Below are 15,618 nucleotides of genomic sequence, written 5' to 3'. Positions count from 1 at the left end.
GGCTTTACCCGGCGCACGACAACTCCACCACCACGGAACGGTTCTGCGCGGCGGCGACCGGGTCGAGCGTCCCATCCGGCCCGAGGTCGGGCTTGCGGTGATCGCCGGTCTGCCCGGCGCCGACGGTGCTGATGCGGTCGGCCGCGACACCGGCTCGCACCAGCAGCGCCTTCACCGCCTCGGCCCGCTGCTTGGACAGGGTTACGCTGTCCTCGGGTGAGCCGTAGGTGGCGGTGTTGCCGATCAGCTTCACCTTCTGCGAACCGCCGCTCAGCTGCGAGACCAGCTCCCCCAGGGTGTTGCGCGCGGCGTTCTCGTCTCTCAGCTCGGCGGTGTTGGGGCGGAAGCCGACCGCCCCGCTGTCCTGCAACACCGTCGTACCGCACGGTCGGAAGACCGGCGGCGCAGGCAGCTCGACCCGCGAGACCGGCTGGTCGGCCTTGACCGCCTCGCGCCTGCTGGGGACCTCCACCACCGCCGAACACCTGGTGCCCGCCTTGGCGATGATGGCCTCCCACAGCGCGGTGACCCGCTTCCGCAGGTTGTCGTCGAGGGCGGGCTGCGGCTCGGCGGTCAGGCCGAGCCCGACCAGGAGCACCGACTTGTCGCGCAGGTCGGGCAAGAGTTGCTTGCCCGCGAGGAAGTCGGCCACCTCGCCGGGGTCGGCGTCGAACATGCCTTTGTTGAGGAACGACACCGCGCCCGCGGTGGAGAGCCCGGAGTCCATGAACACCACCGTGCCGCCGCCGTCGGTGAGCTTGCCCGCCTGGGACAGCGCGGCCAGGTCATCCGCCTCGGGCTTCTTCGGACCGAGGCCGCTGACGGCGGTGGTGATCTGCTGGACGGCGGCCGCGACCTGCTGCTCGCGCTGGGACTCGTTCTTGCCGTCGACCACGGAGGTGATCTTGATCGCGCGCGACGGCTCGCCGTCGACCCGGAACACCTGGATGTCCTGCTGGTTCCGCACCGCGCCGGAGATCAGCTCCTTCACCTCCGCGGGGATGCCCGGCCGCTGGCTGCCCATCCGCGCACCCACGACCAGGCTGACCGGCTTGTCCACGGCGGGCACGCACTCGCCCACCTGGGGACCGCTCCCCCTGGCGGCGGTGGTCTCCGCCTCGCACGCGGTCAGCAGGGCGGCGGCGGTGACCGCCACCACGACGCGGAGCGGGCGTCCGCCGCCTCCGCGGAACCGGAGAGTGGTCATCGTTGGTCCTTCCCGTTCTGGTCGTCCTCGTCGGCACCGGGGATTTGCTGCCGGTTCCCATTCACGGCCGTCCCGCGGCCGAGCATCATCAGCTCCGCGTCGGCGACGACCTTGGCCGCCAGGCTGTCCGGCAGGGCCAGGAACAGCGCCATGTCCTCCTCGGCCCGCACCCGCATGTCCTCGACCCGCTCGGTGAGCTTCTCCGCCGCCACCAGCCCCGCCTCCAGTTCGGCCAGCCGGGCGGCGGCCCTGGCGCGCTTGGCCACCGCCCGCACCCACTGCTGGGCGGCCGGGTTGTGCAGCTTGTAGGCCACGGCACCGGACAGGACCCCGGTCCCCAGGTACAGCACCAGGAACAGGATCGCGGACATGTGGTCGCCCTGAGCGGCGCTGTCGGACACCTGCGCCTGCGCCTGGTCCTCGACCTCGACGGTGGTGCCCGCGGCGGCGGGTTCGACGTAGAGCCAGCGGAAGAAGAAGGCCGCCAGGCCCAGTGCCAGCCAGACCCCGGCGCACACCGCGGCGATGGAGCGCGCGTTGGGCGCGTGGCGCTGGACCGACACCTCCTTCCACTGCTTGCCCGCGGTGTGCGAGAGCGCGAGGCACACGACGGTGAACCCACCGACGAACCCCCACAGCACCCACTCGTACTCGTCGATCGCCTGCGTCAGCACCTGGTTGAACGCGACGACGTCCACCACCGCGGCAGCCAGCAGCACGACGTACTGCAACCCGGTGGTCCACGGCAGGCCGACGATGAGCGAGGCGTCGCCGCGGATCACCCGCCTGCGCTGCGACAGGACCGCCACCGGTCGCCTGGGCTCGGTCATCGCTTCCCGCCTCTGCGCTCGCTCCTGCGGATCGGCTCGTGGTACGGCGCGTCCGGGTCGGTCACCCGCTCCAGGGCGTGCGCGACCGCGACGTCCAAGTCGTCCACCAGGTCACGCTGGTCCTCGCAGAGGACGCGGCGGTACGCGACGAGCGCGTGGGCCTCGGCCGCCACGCCCCCGAGTTCGGCCAGCAGCTCGTTGTGCTCGGCCTTGACCCGCAGCGCCCACTCGGCCTTGTGCGCCGTGACGTAGGCGTCGATGCTCGCGGCCGGGTCGACCCCGTGCCCGAACACCTCCGCCTTCCGGCCGATGTCCTTCGTCAGGCCCGCCACCGCGATGGCCGGTGCCGCCCGCTTCCCCAGGTCCCGCACCCGCTGCTCGATCCAACGCGGGACGCGTTCCGGCCGGGGCTTCCAGATCCTCATGCGGATTCCTCGTACTCCCCCGGCCCGGTGCCGGGATCGTGTCGGGTTTCGGGTTCCCGCCCCGACGGGTGGAGGCGCTCGACGACGTGCAGCAGCTCGTAGTCGCCCTGCCCGAGGGTCTTCGGTTCACCGGTCGCGGGCTCGAACACCCACGAGGGCAGGACCTGACCGGTGTACCTGATCATCGGGGCCAGGTAGGCCCCCTCGGCGTGCGCGAGGACCAGGTGCTCCCAGTAGGCGCTGACCCGCATCGCGCTGCGGGCGCTGATCTGCTTGGCCCTGGTCTGGGCGAGCACGAAGTCGGAGCGGATCGCCTGCTCCGCGGCGGCGATCCGACCACCCAGCTCGCCCAGTCGGTCGCGCATCGCGGCTTCCCCGCCGTGCGCGGCCGCGATCCGCCTGGCCCGCGCGGCTTCCCGCCTGCTGCGCAGCACGACCGCCTGGTCGGGTCGGGCCTCGGCCCGGCTGCGCGGCAGCAGTTCCTCCTCGGTGAGCGGGATCTCCGCTGCGGTGGCGTCGTCGGTGGCGCGGTCGAGGTCGCCCGCGGTGTCGGCGTATTGCCCGCGCAGCACTTCGAGGTCCTCCAGGCGCGGTTTGGTGCGCCTGACGAAGTCGGCCAACTGCTCGGCCATGTCGTCCAGGGCGATGCTCTGGAGGTGCCTGGGGTAGGGCGCGGTGACCGCGCCTTCCCGGGTGACCATGGCGTGCGCGTCGTTGTAAGCGGGAATGCGCCGCTTACCGTCGCGGCGGCCGCGCCGCCTGTCGGTGCGCCGGTCGCGGCTGCCGTAGACCTCTGCCCGGGTGGGGCTGTTCATCGCCGTTCCTCCTGGGTGTCGACCTCTCCCCGGTCCGACAGGGCGGTGCGGTGCCGGAGCCCCAACCGGGCCAGGGCGTTCACCTGGGTGCGCAGCTCATCCGCCACCGCCTGACCCGGGAAACCCGATTCCGGTACGGGGATGTCGAGTGCTGTCAGCGCGGTGAGCACGACCAGCGGATCACCGCCCTCGGCCAAGCGCTCGGCGTCGCGCACGGCGAGCCGCGCCCGCTCCAGCGCCGCCGCGAGCGACTCCTTGGCGCCCCCCTCGGGGAGTCCGAATCGCTCACCCTCACCGAGGACCATCCGGCCCACAGCGATCAGCCGGGTGCAACTGCGTCCCATCTGCTCGGTGACCTCCCGAAGTCGTGGGTGCTCGCGCAGGCGTGGGGCCACGGCGGCCTCCTCCCAGGTGCTGTCGTCCGGTTGGTCCGCGCGCATCGACTCGACCGCCGTGGTCGCCGCGTCCGCCGCGATCAACAAGGCCAGGTCCTCCGCTCCGCTCGCCGCCGGGGTGTCCCCCGCGCGCACTGCCCCCGCCGCGCCGTCCTGCCGCGCCAGCACCGCGACCACGTCGTGGGCCAGGCCGCGCAGCCGCGGCCGGGTGCCCGGCGCCTGGTCGCACATGCGCTCCAGCGCGTCCGCGATCAGGTCCCGGTGCCGCCGGAGCCTGATCGCGGCGGCGGCCCTGGCCGCGCCAACGAGCAGCAGCGCGGCCACGGCGGTCGCCGCCGCGATCCACCCGAACCCGTCGGTGTTCCACCCCACACCCCCGTCTGACGGACAGCCGTCCCGGTCAGGCCCCCAGGTGCGCGAACCCGCCCCAACAGGCGATGCCGGTCGGGTCCTCCCGACCACCGGCGGGGAGCACCCGCGGTGAGCGAAGCATCCGTAGCTGCGCCTCGCGGAGCGCGGCTGCCGGATTCGCCGGGTTCTCGCGGAGGTGGTGCCGCACCAGCGAGAACAGCGCCGAGCTGTCCGCGACCGGCCACACCCCGCGCACCACCGCGCGGGCGCCCTCCACGAGGAAGGTGCTCGACGGTTCGAGCGCCTCGTCGTAATCCGGCCCGGGCATGCGGTCCGGGCACCCGGTCAGGAGCACCGGTTCCGCGTCCGCCCGCGGTGTGCGGGCGAGCAGGCGCGCCGAGGGGACGAGGGTGATCTCGACGTCCTCCACCAGGTGCCTGCGACCGGTTCCGGTCTCCCGCCACGCCGCCGCCCACGGCACCGAACCCAGCACGCCTGCCGGTGCAAGTGCGACGCGGGGAACCCGCCCCGGCGCGGCGGCCTGGGCGGCTGCCAGCACGGCCGCACCACCGGCGAGCCACGCCCAGCCACCGAAGGCGTCCAGCGCGGCCGGGTCGGCGGTGGGGTTCCTGGTGAACCACTCCCCGGTCAGCAGCGGGAGCCGGGCACTGGTCACCGCGCCCTCGACCGGGACGACGACCACCACCCCGCCCGCCGTCGGGCGGCCGGGCACGAGGTACACGAGGGCGTCCAGGCCCCGGTCGCGCAGCAGGGGTCGGATCTCCTCCGGCCCCAACGGCTCGGCCAGCGCCCGCCTGTCCTCTTCGGACAGGAAGGCCCCCGGGGCCAGGCGGCGCCCAGCCCAGGAGCCACCGGCCCCGCGAGCGGCCGCCCACTCCTCGGCGAGAGCCGCGCGGCCGGTGTCGACGAGGTGGGCCCGGAGCAACTCGACCCCGGCGCCGCGCGCCAGCGCCACACCGCGCTCAGCCTCCACGACCCGCACGAGGTCATCGTGGGCACCGTCTTCCCCGCACCAGTCGCCGACCTCGCGGACGAGCGAGGAGGCCGTCGGGTCGTGGGCCCGGTCCGGGTGGGTCAACACGTCCCACACCTGCCGGACCAGCGCGCGCAGGCCCACCTCCCTGCTGCGCTCGGCGTCCCCGGGGCCGCCGCGCCCGCGCAGGAGCAGGCCGAGGCGTTGGGCGATCTGGGGATCGGCACGGCCTCCCGGGCGGTCCAGCGCGCGCTCCAGGTCCTCGATGGCGGGCCCCGCCTGGTCGGGGTCGTGACCACCGACGGCCAACTGGGCGGCCAGGAAGCCCCGGATGCTCCGGACGAACGGGCTCGACGCCATGTCGTCCGGCAGGTCGTCGCACATCCGGATGCCCTTCCGATAGGCGTCCGCCCGGGCGGACGAATCACCGGTCTCCACCACGTCGACCGTTTCGACGAGTGCGCTCATCAGGGGAGCGAGGGCACCCACCCCGCTCCCCCGCCCCGAGTCCCCCGCCTCAGCGCCGAGGTCGGCCAGCAGCTCCCGGAGCTGCACCCCGACCGGCTGGCCGCTGTCGACCAGCGCCTTCAGGGCGCTGCGCTGCTCCACCAACCTCAGCAGACCAGCGACGTCGACCAGGTCCCGCAGGCTCTCGTCCCGCAGTGCGGCGCGGAGCGGCCCGGGGTCCCGGTCACCCGTGATCACCGGGACCATGTCCCGGAGCACGGAGGCGGCCGCGGCCAGCTTGGGCCCGCGCTCCCCGTCGGCGTGGTCCCGCATCCGGAGCATGGCGTCGGCCACCTCCGCGGAGGTGGCCGCGAACAGGTCGATGTCCACCGGGAACCGGTCGGCCGCCCACCGGCCGCGCAGCTGGGCGGCCCGCAGCCCCAGTTCCGCCCGCGCGACGTCCTCGTCCGCCAGCGCCTCGATCCGGGCCCCGGCCAGGACGGCGTCGACGTCGCACCGGGCCGCGACCGCCTCGCCGCCGAACGCCTCCAGCGCTGCCGCGAGCCCGATGAGCCTGCTGCCGTGCAGGGGGACGACGACCCCGGGGTCCAGGTCGGTGCGCGACAGCGCGCGGGTCGCCCAGTCGAGGGCGTCCCAGGCGTGCCGCGGGTCCTCGAGGTGGATCAGCATCTCGTACAGGCCCGCGAGCGCCACCTCCGCCCCCGGCGCCCGCTCGGGCGTCGCGAGGACCTCCACCGCCGCGGTCAGGGCGGGGACGTCCTCGGGTCCACAGCCGCGGGCCTGGAGCAGCAGCGCGTAGAAGACGGCCTCCTCATCGTTCAGGCCGACCGCGGCGCGCTTGGCGGCGAAGGACGTGAGCGCCGTGTTCAGGACCGCGCCGGTTTCGCCGTCGCTGTTCCAGAAGACCTCGGCGGCCATCGCCGCTGCGGAGCCGTGCGCCTCGGGCAGCCACTCGTGGTCCTCGGGCAGCAGCTCGCACACCTCCACCGCGGCGGCGAGCGCTTCCGCCAGCAGGTCGAGGTCACCACCCAGGGCGTACAGCTCCGCGAGGACGATGGAGAGCAGCTCCCACGCGTTGACGCGGTCTTCTCCCCCCTCCTCGGCAACCGGTTCGGCCAGCACCCGGCGCAGGAGGGTCGCGGCGCGTTCGAGGTCGGTGACGTCGCCGGTCAGCGGGTGGGACCAGCGCAGCGCCCGCGCCCGCTCGACCGCGAAGTGGGTGGCGTTCACCGCGTCGTCCCAGGACAGCGAGATCGCGTCGAGCGCCTCCGTCAGCTGCCGAGCGCGCCCGGCGGTGACGGTCTGCTCCTCGATCCCCAGGTACAGCAGGGAACCGGTCAGGTGCGCGGCCTCCACCGCGGCCCGCTCGGCCACCGCCGGGGGCGCCTGCGGCGAGGACACCGCGGTGAGCGAGCAGGCGATCGCCACGCCGTACTCGGCTGTGGAGTCGGTCTCCTCCGCCAGCCTGCCGTGCGCGAAGCCGAGGGCGTCCCACCACTGCGGGGCCGACGGGTGGTGGGGCGCGGCGCGGACGGCGAACCCGACCAGGTGGGCCACCAGGCGCATGGCCTCGACGTCGGTGCCGGTGCCGAGCGCGGTGAGGAGTTCGACCCCCGCCTCGGCCGCGGTCGCGGGGTCGAGGCGGTCCGGGTCCTGCCGAATCAGCGCGGCGAGGCGGGTCGCGTCCTGGATCGCGGTGGGCGTGTCAGCCACGGTCCACCTCCGCCTCCCTGGTCTCGATGACTGCCCGGACCCGGGACACCACGTCGTCCATCCCGTCCGGGTCGGACAGCAGGGACTCCGCCCGCTGCCGGGGCAGGAGACCGCTGTCGGCCAGCCCCAGCAGCGCCGACCGCAGACCCGCCTGCTGCGCGCTCGGCGGGACGGCGGCCAACCGGGCGACGACGGTGTCGACGACCACCGAGTCGGGGTCGCGATCGGCGTCCCACACCTCCACGGCGGTGAACGCGGACTCGGCGCCGGGGTCGGCGACGTGGTCGCTCCCCCACAGCGCGGTGCCGCCACCGGACAGGGATGTGACCGCCGTGTCGGGCCTGCGCCCCAGCGGGCGGTCGATGTAGGCGTCGTACCAGGTGGTGTACTCGGGGGCGGTGCGGGTGCCGACGTTGACCCGCGCGCCCGCGCTGCACACGCGTCGGATGGTGTCCACCATCGCGGGCACCCGTTCGAGGTAGTACGGCACGGGTTTGCCGAACTCGGCCGCGCACCGCTCGGCCAGCCTGCGCACCAGGTAGCCGCCCCCCGGCAGCGGCGCGGAGTAGCCCGCCTCGTCGACCAGGTGCCCGAGTACCGCCCGGTGCTCGTCGTCGGGCAGCGCCCGCCCGTACCGGTTGCCGCGCGCCTGCTTGGGCTTGGCCTGGGCCCCGCGCGCGCAGCGGTAGGAGCGCAGCACGTCGTGGACGCGTTTGCGCACGTGGACGCGCACCGCGCCGGGCGGGTTGGTGATCGAGGCGCCGTGCTCCGTCAGGAAGGTGGTGACGACGTGCAGGACGTCGGCCACGAGGTCCCGGCACAGGCATTCCCCGGAGAGCACGAGGCCGGTGGGCGGCTCCGGCTCCCGGCGCGGAGCCGGGCCGCAGCGCAGCTCGCGCAGGACCAGGCCCAGGTCGCAGTGGGCGACGAGGTGGCTGGCGTGCAGCCGCTGCCGGATCTCGCGCAGCTCGTCGAAGGCCGCGCGGACCACATCGGTGGGCAGTTCGGAGGACCGGAGGAGAGGTGAGGTCGAGGTCATGTCGAGTTTTCTACACTCGCAGAAGATTATATTCGAAGAAGCAACACAACCGTGACAGATGGGATGACGGTGCCCGCTCGGCACACAGGCGCCACCACCCGCTGTGACACCATTGGCCCAGCGGAGGTGGAGAGCAGGATGGTGTTGCTGCCCGCGGTAGTGCCCCAGTTGGTCGAGAAGCGCTCGGAACTGGTGCCCGCCCGGTTGGCCCGCAAGGTCGCGCCGCTGTTCGGCGTTCCCTCCGAGCACAACCCGTTCCGACCGCTGACCTGGGTCTGCGACTTCACCGCGATCACCGTCTCGGAGATCGCGCGCGGCGCCCCGCTGCCGACCAGGGCCGCGGCGGCCCGACTGCGTGGGCAGGAGCACGAGGGCGAGTGGTCCGTCCACGACCGCGCGGTCCTCCCCGGTGACCGCGGGGCGCTGCCCAACGAGATCGTTCCGGCGACGGTCAACCGGTTCGGCCCGGACACCAAGGCTGCGGTCGTGCTGACCGCGACGAACGTGCTGCTCGCCCCGGCCGCCGACGCCATCCGGACCGGGCTGGGGCTGCTGCGCACCACCGACGGCGGCGAACTCCCGCCCGTGCAGTGGATCGCGGCGTGGTCCGCGGCGGCGGTCGAGGTGTACCGGTCGCAGCCCGCCCTGGTGTCCGCGGCACTGACCGCGCGGGTGATCCAGCGCGCGTCGCTCGCCGCGCCGCGCTTCCCGCTGGCGCCGCGGATCGCCAGGCAGCCGCGGGCCCGGTGCGAGATCGGCGCTGTCGCGGCCGAGCGCACCCCCGACCCCGTGACGCGCCCGAGGGACCTGGAGTTCCTCGACGGGATCGCCGCCGCCCGGCTCAACGCCACCGGGGTGCTCCCGGGAGCGGGCACCGAGGAGCCCGCGGGCTCGGGCACCGGCGTCGGAGACCGGGTGGTCGAGCAGTTGATCGAGTTGCTGGTGGAGATGGGGACCCCCGACGGGGTCGCGCACATCTGGGTGACCGAGCGGGTCGCGGGCCAGGAGATGGTGTGCGCCATGGTCCCGTCGTCCGGGCTGGTCCGCGAACTCGTCGAGACCTGGGCGCACGGGCGGAGCCCACTGCCGGGGCGGGACGGGTTCGGGGACGCGCTGGCCGAGGCGATGGCGGTGCCGTTCCGGCTGCCCCCGCCCGCGGAGCTGGCCGCGGTGCCTCTGCTCGCCCGGCGCGCGTTCGTGCTGGCGGCGATGGGGATCATCCGGCAGATGGGCCTGCTGGCCCCCTCGACGTGGCTGACCGGGGCGGGGTTCGCCGACCTGGTCGGCACCCTGTCCGACCTGCTCGACCAGGCCTTCGACCCGGACGACCCGGTCGTGGTGGACGCCCGGCTGCGGTTGGCGGTGCAGCGGGCGGCCGCCGAGCGGCACGCCGGGCGCACCACGCCCGGGTCCGCGGCGGCGGTGGTGGCCGCCGCCGACGCCTGCCTGGACGCGGGGGCGGCGAACCGGATCGACCCCGGGCTGCTCGCCGACCTGCTGGTGGTGGCCTGCATCGAGCTCAACGCGCTGCGGTCGACCGGCCTGCGCCACAGGGGCATCGGCGCTGCGCTGCGCCGGTACTGGGCCGCGTTCGCGACCACCGTCGAGATCGATCTGTTCGCGCCCGGTGCCGACCACAGCGGACTCAGTTTCCAGTTGCACAACTACGCGGCCTTCCTGGGCGCCAACAAGGACAGCGCCGAGGACCTGCGCGCCGCCCTCCACCTGTTCACCACATCGGTCATCCCGGGCCGGACCCGGCTGTACAACCGGGACCGCGACATCCGGCCGCTGGCCCGCAGCCGGTACCTCGCCGCGGACGCCGCTTCCGGCCTCGCTTCCCTGCTGACGGACCGCGGCGAGCACGCGGAGGCGGCGCAGTGGGTCCGCCGGGCCCACAACTGGCTGCACCAGGTGCTGGCCGACCCGCTGCACCAGGTGCACCACCCGCGGCCCACGCTGGACGACTGCCTGTTCGCGCTGCGGGCCGCCCCGGTCCTGTTGCAGGCGGTCGAGCACGGGATCGCGGAGGACCCCGGGGCGGACACCGGTCGAGCGGACGAACTGGTATGCCTGGTCGAGCGGTGGTTGGAGCAGACCTCGGGCAGCGCCGTCGAGCACTCCGACCACCGGTCCGCGGTCGTCGACCTGCGCGCACGGCTCAGCGCGCTCGGTTCTCCCGGCTGAGGCCACCCGCGCCCCGGTACACCTCCCGCCGACCACGACCGCCCGGACCGTCCATGTCCGGGTGGAGGTGATCGGCCATGAGCGGTGGTGGCGGGAACGGCGACGACAGCAAGTGACCACGGGACATCCCTGGCAGCACAACAGGTCCACCGGTCGGCCGGGGTCGGTGAGCGCGCAGGCGCAACTCGCCGCCCCCGGCCACACGGGTCCGACGCCGAGGGCACGTGTTCGGCTTGCGAGCACCCTTCCCGACCGGTCGCGGACGGCGACTCCGCCCGCCGTCGTGCAGGCGGGGTGCGGAGGTCCCCGCTGTTCCTTCGGCTGCGACCGACAACCCGACATCGCGAGCAACTGGAATCTCCGGATCCGGCCCGCTTCCGCTTGACGGCGGGCAGTGCGCTCCGCCGTCGGCGGGATCAGATGTTGGGGCAGGAGGCGGTGTATTCGGTCAGTCCGCCTCCGGTGGGGGCGGGGCAGAGGAACTTGTCGTAGCGGGTGTCCTCGTCGACGAAGCGCTTGAGCCAGGCGGTGGCGTACTTGCCGATCGTGGCGTTCTCCCGGAGAAGGTGCCGTGGTCGGCACCTTGGACGTCGACCAGTGCGCGCTCGCGGGATGGTGGCCGCGCCGAAGCCGGTGGTCTGCGAATCCGCGATGGTGACCTTGCTGAAGGCCAGGTCACCGACCGGCCTGCGCAGGTTCGCATCCGTGGGGTCGACACCGTGGACGGGCACGGCGGCGGGAGCGACGGCGACGGGTGCCGCCTCCGCCCCGGTCGTGACGGTCAGGGCACCCGCTCCCACCGCGGCGGCGGAGGCGAGGGCGATCAGGGATTTGCCCATGGTGAAGGACATCGGACCGGTTTCCTCAAATCAACATTCAGTTCGACATTGTCGACCTAACAATTGATAGGGACGACAATGTCGAACCATGTGCCCGGCCTCGCGGCACCGGTCCGGGTGCTGGTCGTCCCCTATTACGGGACCGTCGGCGGACCTCGGTTGCGCTACCGGTGGTTGGGCGCCTGAACGGAACCCGGGCCGGGGTCAGTCGCCTCGCTGGTAGACGTCGGGTACGCCGTCGTGGTCGGCGTCGACGGATTCCTCTTCGCAGATCCGGCGGTGTGCCCGCACCCGCAGGCGCAGCAGCACCGTGGCGAACAGCGCGGCCACCACCGACCCCGTCAGCACGGCGATCTTGGCGACGTCGTCGCGCGGGGTGCCCAGCCCGAAGGCGAGTTCCCCGATGAGCAGGGACACGGTGAACCCGATGCCGCCGAGCACCGCCACCGCGACCACGTCGAGCCACCGCAGGTCGCTGTCGAGTTCGGCGCGGGTGAAGCGCACCGCAGCGTAGGTGGCCAGGGTGATGCCCACCGCCTTGCCCGCCACCAGCCCCAGGATGACGCCGAGGGCGACCGGGTCGGTCACGGCCGACACCAGCCCGCTCACCCCGCCGACGGTGACCCCGGCGGCGAAGAACGCGAACACCGGCACCGCCAGGCCCGCCGACAGGGGGCGCAGGCGGTGCTCGAAGTGCTCGGCCAGCCCCGGTCCCGTCCCGGCCCGGCGGCGGATCACCGGCACCGCGAACCCGAGCAGCACCCCGGACACCGTGGCGTGCACACCGGAGGCGTGCACCAGGGCCCAGGTCGCGGCGGCCAGCGGCAGCAGCAGCCACCAGGAGCGGATGCGCCGCTGCACCGCCGCGGTGAACGCCGCGAGCGGGACGAGGGCGAGCAGCAGCGGCCCGACCGACAGGTCGTCGGTGTAGAACACGGCGATGATGACGATCGCGATCAGGTCGTCGACGACGGCGAGGGTGAGCAGGAAGGTGCGCAGCGCGGAGGGCAGGCTGTGCCCGATGACCGCGAGCACGGCCAGTGCGAACGCGATGTCGGTGGCGGTCGGGATCGCCCAGCCGCCGAGTGCCCCCGGGTTCCCGAGGTTGACCAGGGCGTAGACGGCGGCGGGGACGAGGACGCCGCCGACCGCGGCGGCCACCGGCACGATCGCCCGGCGCGGGTCGCGCAGGTCGCCGGAGACGAACTCGCGCTTGAGCTCCAGCCCGGCGACGAAGAAGAAGATCGCCAGCAGCCCGTCCGCCGCCCACGTCCCCAGGGACAGGTTCAGGTGCCAGGCCGCCGGTCCCACCCGCAGCTCGCGCAGGGCGGTGTAGGAGTCGGCCCACGCGGAGTTCGCCCAGACCAGGGCGACGAGCGCACCGATGAGCAGCAGCACCCCGCCGACGGTCTCCTTGCGGAGGATGTCGGCGGCGCGGCTGGCTTCGGGCCAGGACCGCCGGTCGAGCGCGCGGGCTGTGGCACCGGATGCGTGCGGGCGCTCCGGCGCGGGTTCGGGCGTGGGGTTCTCGTCGGCCACGGGCGTCTCCAGGGGTGCGGTCATCCAGGCGCCGACCAGGCTTCCCGGCACACCACAGGCACGAGCCTGACGCACTGACCGTAGTCGACGCCGCGTTGTGCCGCAGCACTCTGTGACGCTTCACCGCCCGCCTCGCACGGGGGTGGGTCTCAGTCCTCTTCCGGCGCGCTGGGCACCGACGACCGCCGCCCGGCCGCCGCCCGTGCCGCTCGTGGCCGGTCGGTCCAGGCCAGGGCGAGGGCGCTGCCGACGAGGCCGCTGAGGGTGCCGACCAGGAACCCGCCCAGGTTGCTGGTCACCAGCGCGATGAGCGAGAGCAGGGCCGCGGTGGTGCCCGCGGCGATCCGGTACTGCGGTCGCACCCACAGCGACAGGCCGCAGATCGCCATGAGGGCGCCGATCAGCAGCGCCGAGACACCGCCGAGGGTCCTGATGGAGATCACGGCGTCGCCCAAGCGGAAGGTGGCGTACGGCGGTACCGCGATGGCCACCGCCGACACGAGCAGGAACACCCCCGCGCGGAACGGTCGTTCCCGTCGCCGGCGGGCGAACCTGCTGCGCTGCCCGCCCGCCGCCGCGATCCAGCGGCGGGCGGTCGGGCGCAGTCCCGCGAGGGTCCACGCGCCGGTCAGAAGCATCCCTGGTCACCCTTGCGCAGCGAGAGGTCGATGTTCTTCAACCGGATCGTCTGCGCGCTGGTGCTCCAGGACGTCTGGCGCAGCCCCACGATCGTGGCCCGGTCGGCCTGGAGGCCGAAGCTGCCCGCGGCGCCCTTGACCGGTCCCCTGTCCAGGCGAGCCGCGTCGACACCGAGTTGCGGGTTGACCAGGGTGAGGTCGCCGCTGAGCCCGGCGACGCCGATGACCATGTCCGTGGCCGCCATCCCGCCCGGGCCACCGGAGACCATGACCAGGGTGATGTCCCCGACCACGGGGACCGAGCGCAGGAGCACCGACTGGCAGAAGTTGTCCAGCACCGCGCTGCGGAAACCGCTCACAGCGACCGGGTGCGCGGCACCCGACCCCTGGTCCACCCCGACGAGCTGGACGAACCCGTCGCCGACGAGCTTGTCTGCGCTCACCTTGAAGCTGACGCCGGACACCGCGAACGACGCCGCGACCGCGCCCTGGGCCATCCCGAGCACCAGCACCGCCGCCCCGACCAGCCCCGAACCGAACACCGCGGCGAAGCGCCCCCAGCGAGTGCGCCCACCTGTGTCGAACTGTGCCATCACACCGCACCTCTCGTATCGGTCTGGCTCGTTCCGGTTCCCGGCCGGGGTGGACGGGAACCGCTCACGCGGGTGGTGGGGTCACCGCCCGGTCTTGCGCACCGCGTCGACCACCGCCTCGAACTCCACTTCCAGGCAGCGGACGAGCATCTCGGCCTCGGCGACGGACGCCGGGTCGAGGTTGACCCCGATGCAGCAGTTGCCGTCGAACCAGACCATCGTCACCGAGATCGCGCCGCCGGGGAGCGGGCCGAACGGGTACAGCCGCAGGACCCGCGCCCCGGCGAGGTACACCGGCTCGGTGAACGCGTTCATGCTGCTGAGCTGCACGTCGTGCGCACCCGCCACGCGGCGGAACAGCGGGATGACGGCCGGGGCGGGAAGCGGGACGAGCAGTTCGGCCAGGTGCACCGGGGCCGCTGCCGCCTCCTCGGCGCGGGCGGCGGCGATCAGGTCGCTCACCACGCGCATCCGCTGGGCGTTGTCGGTTTCCCCCACCGGCGCGGAGAATCGGCTGACGGTGAAGTTGTTCCCGCTGGACCGGGCGCCGTTGTGCAGTGCGATGGGGATCGCCACGGGGAGCGTGTCGACGGGGACGCCGTGCCCCTCGTGGTAGCGCCGTATCCCGCCGAGCACCGTGGCGACGAACACGTCGTTGACCGACACCCCGTGGTGCGCGGCGGTCTCCCGCATCACCTCCAGGGGGACCTCGAGCACGTCGAACCGCCGGGAGGTGCTCCGCCGGGCCAGCAGCGGGGAGGTCTCGCCCAGGCCGGGGAGCAGGACGCGGAACGCCGACTCGACCAGCCGCTGCGCTTGCAGGAGCGTGCCGAAAGGTTGTCGCAGCGCCCGCCCGACCAGCCTGCGCCCCTCGTCCAGCACGGCCGCCGAACGCCCCAGCAGGCCGTGCCGCTCGCGGTCCTCGCCGTCCAGCGGTTCGAGCACCCGGAGCCGTCCGGGTCCCGGTCGCTCGTCCGGTGCGCGCCCGAAGACCAGGGACAGCATCCGCTGCACGCTCAGGCCGTCCATGCTGCTGTGGTGCAGCTTGAGGAGGAACCCGGACCGGTCGCCGTCGAGCCCCTCGACCAGCACCGCCTCCCACAGCGGGCGGGAGGGGTCGAACGGGGTGTGCTCCATGAGCTGGGCCAGGTCCAGCAGCTGCCGGAGGTCGCCGGGGGCGGGCAGCCGGACCCGGTGCAGGTGGTGGTCGAACTCGAAGTGCGGGTCGGGTGCCCAGCGCGGCGTGCCGATCCCGCCCGCGGGCTCGACCACCCGCTCCCGCAGCCGGGGGACCTGGACGGTCAGCCTGGTCCACTCCTCGACCAGGCGGGACCAGTCGGGCAGCGAGTCGAGGACGTGCACCAGCACGATGGGCGAGCGCAGCAGGGGTTCGCGCCCCGTGCGCCACATGACCGCCTCCATGCCGGTCATCCCGGAGTCCGCGCTCGGGGGGACCTCGTCGACGAACATCCTGCTGTCGACGACTTTCCCGCTGTCGACGACGTTCCTGCTGTGGTTGCTGCGCACGTCCGCTCCTTCGGCCAGTGGGGGGTGAACGCGGTGGGCCCGTGTCGTTCTCGGGCGG

13 protein-coding genes are annotated in these 15,618 nt (G+C 73.7%); 1 reads left to right on the top strand and 12 read right to left on the bottom strand.

The features are described 5' to 3' along the window. Window positions 1-4 precede the first annotated feature (4 nt). Genes L6E12_RS05345 through L6E12_RS05310 form a run of 7 tightly spaced genes read right to left on the bottom strand, consistent with a single transcriptional unit; the run spans window position 5 to window position 8,237 of the window. On the bottom strand, window positions 5-1,207 hold the full coding sequence (locus L6E12_RS05345) for an OmpA family protein (RefSeq protein WP_236226755.1): 1,203 nt from the start codon (window positions 1,205-1,207) through the stop codon (window positions 5-7). Next, window positions 1,204-2,037, bottom strand: a complete 834-nt coding sequence (locus tag L6E12_RS05340) for a hypothetical protein (RefSeq protein WP_236226754.1) — start codon at window positions 2,035-2,037, stop codon at window positions 1,204-1,206. Before L6E12_RS05340 ends, L6E12_RS05345 begins: the two co-directional genes overlap by 4 nt. Continuing rightward, entirely contained in the window at window positions 2,034-2,462 is a 429-nt protein-coding gene (locus L6E12_RS05335; protein WP_236226753.1) for a hypothetical protein, read from the bottom strand. The genes L6E12_RS05340 and L6E12_RS05335 overlap by 4 nt, the downstream gene beginning before the upstream one ends. Beyond that, window positions 2,459-3,277, bottom strand: coding sequence for a hypothetical protein (locus tag L6E12_RS05330; RefSeq protein ID WP_236226752.1), 819 nt, complete (start codon window positions 3,275-3,277; stop codon window positions 2,459-2,461). The genes L6E12_RS05335 and L6E12_RS05330 overlap by 4 nt, the downstream gene beginning before the upstream one ends. Next, on the bottom strand, window positions 3,274-4,044 hold the full coding sequence (locus L6E12_RS05325) for a hypothetical protein (RefSeq protein WP_236226837.1): 771 nt from the start codon (window positions 4,042-4,044) through the stop codon (window positions 3,274-3,276). Before L6E12_RS05325 ends, L6E12_RS05330 begins: the two co-directional genes overlap by 4 nt. Before the next feature lie 28 nt (window positions 4,045-4,072). Next, a complete protein-coding gene (locus tag L6E12_RS35275; RefSeq protein WP_308074178.1) occupies window positions 4,073-7,198 on the bottom strand; it encodes a CHAT domain-containing protein in 3,126 nt (1,041 codons plus the stop codon). Further along, window positions 7,191-8,237, bottom strand: coding sequence for a hypothetical protein (locus L6E12_RS05310; protein WP_236226751.1), 1,047 nt, complete (start codon window positions 8,235-8,237; stop codon window positions 7,191-7,193). Before L6E12_RS05310 ends, L6E12_RS35275 begins: the two co-directional genes overlap by 8 nt. 138 nt (window positions 8,238-8,375) lie before the next feature. On the opposite strand from L6E12_RS05310, the gene L6E12_RS05305 reads away from it, so the two are divergent. Continuing rightward, window positions 8,376-10,424, top strand: coding sequence for a hypothetical protein (locus tag L6E12_RS05305; protein ID WP_236226750.1), 2,049 nt, complete (start codon window positions 8,376-8,378; stop codon window positions 10,422-10,424). A 416-nt stretch (window positions 10,425-10,840) separates the two neighbouring features. Here L6E12_RS05305 and L6E12_RS05300 read toward each other — a convergent pair whose 3' ends face one another. The 5 genes from L6E12_RS05300 to L6E12_RS05280 all read right to left on the bottom strand — a co-directional run bounded on the left by L6E12_RS05300 (window position 10,841) and on the right by L6E12_RS05280 (window position 15,560). Continuing rightward, entirely contained in the window at window positions 10,841-11,275 is a 435-nt protein-coding gene (locus L6E12_RS05300; protein WP_236226749.1) for a hypothetical protein, read from the bottom strand. 192 nt (window positions 11,276-11,467) lie between these two features. Beyond that, entirely contained in the window at window positions 11,468-12,826 is a 1,359-nt protein-coding gene (gene nhaA, locus L6E12_RS05295) for a Na+/H+ antiporter NhaA (protein ID WP_236226748.1), read from the bottom strand. Window positions 12,827-12,951: 125 nt separating this feature from the next. Beyond that, window positions 12,952-13,440 carry a DUF6114 domain-containing protein gene (locus L6E12_RS05290; RefSeq protein ID WP_236226747.1) on the bottom strand — a complete coding sequence of 163 codons (489 nt, stop codon included), beginning with the start codon at window positions 13,438-13,440 and terminating at the stop codon, window positions 12,952-12,954. Continuing rightward, on the bottom strand, window positions 13,431-14,033 hold the full coding sequence (locus L6E12_RS05285; protein ID WP_236226746.1) for a DUF6230 family protein: 603 nt from the start codon (window positions 14,031-14,033) through the stop codon (window positions 13,431-13,433). Before L6E12_RS05285 ends, L6E12_RS05290 begins: the two co-directional genes overlap by 10 nt. 81 nt (window positions 14,034-14,114) lie before the next feature. Continuing rightward, a complete protein-coding gene (locus L6E12_RS05280) occupies window positions 14,115-15,560 on the bottom strand; it encodes a wax ester/triacylglycerol synthase domain-containing protein (protein ID WP_236226745.1) in 1,446 nt (481 codons plus the stop codon). Between the last annotated feature and the right edge of the window lie 58 nt (window positions 15,561-15,618).

The sequence above is a fragment of the Actinokineospora sp. PR83 genome, from assembly GCF_021056305.1.
Lineage (GTDB): Bacteria > Actinomycetota > Actinomycetes > Mycobacteriales > Pseudonocardiaceae > Actinokineospora > Actinokineospora spheciospongiae.
The sequence above is the reverse complement of the archived record's forward strand: the minus strand, read 5'-3'. Positions and strand labels throughout refer to the sequence as shown.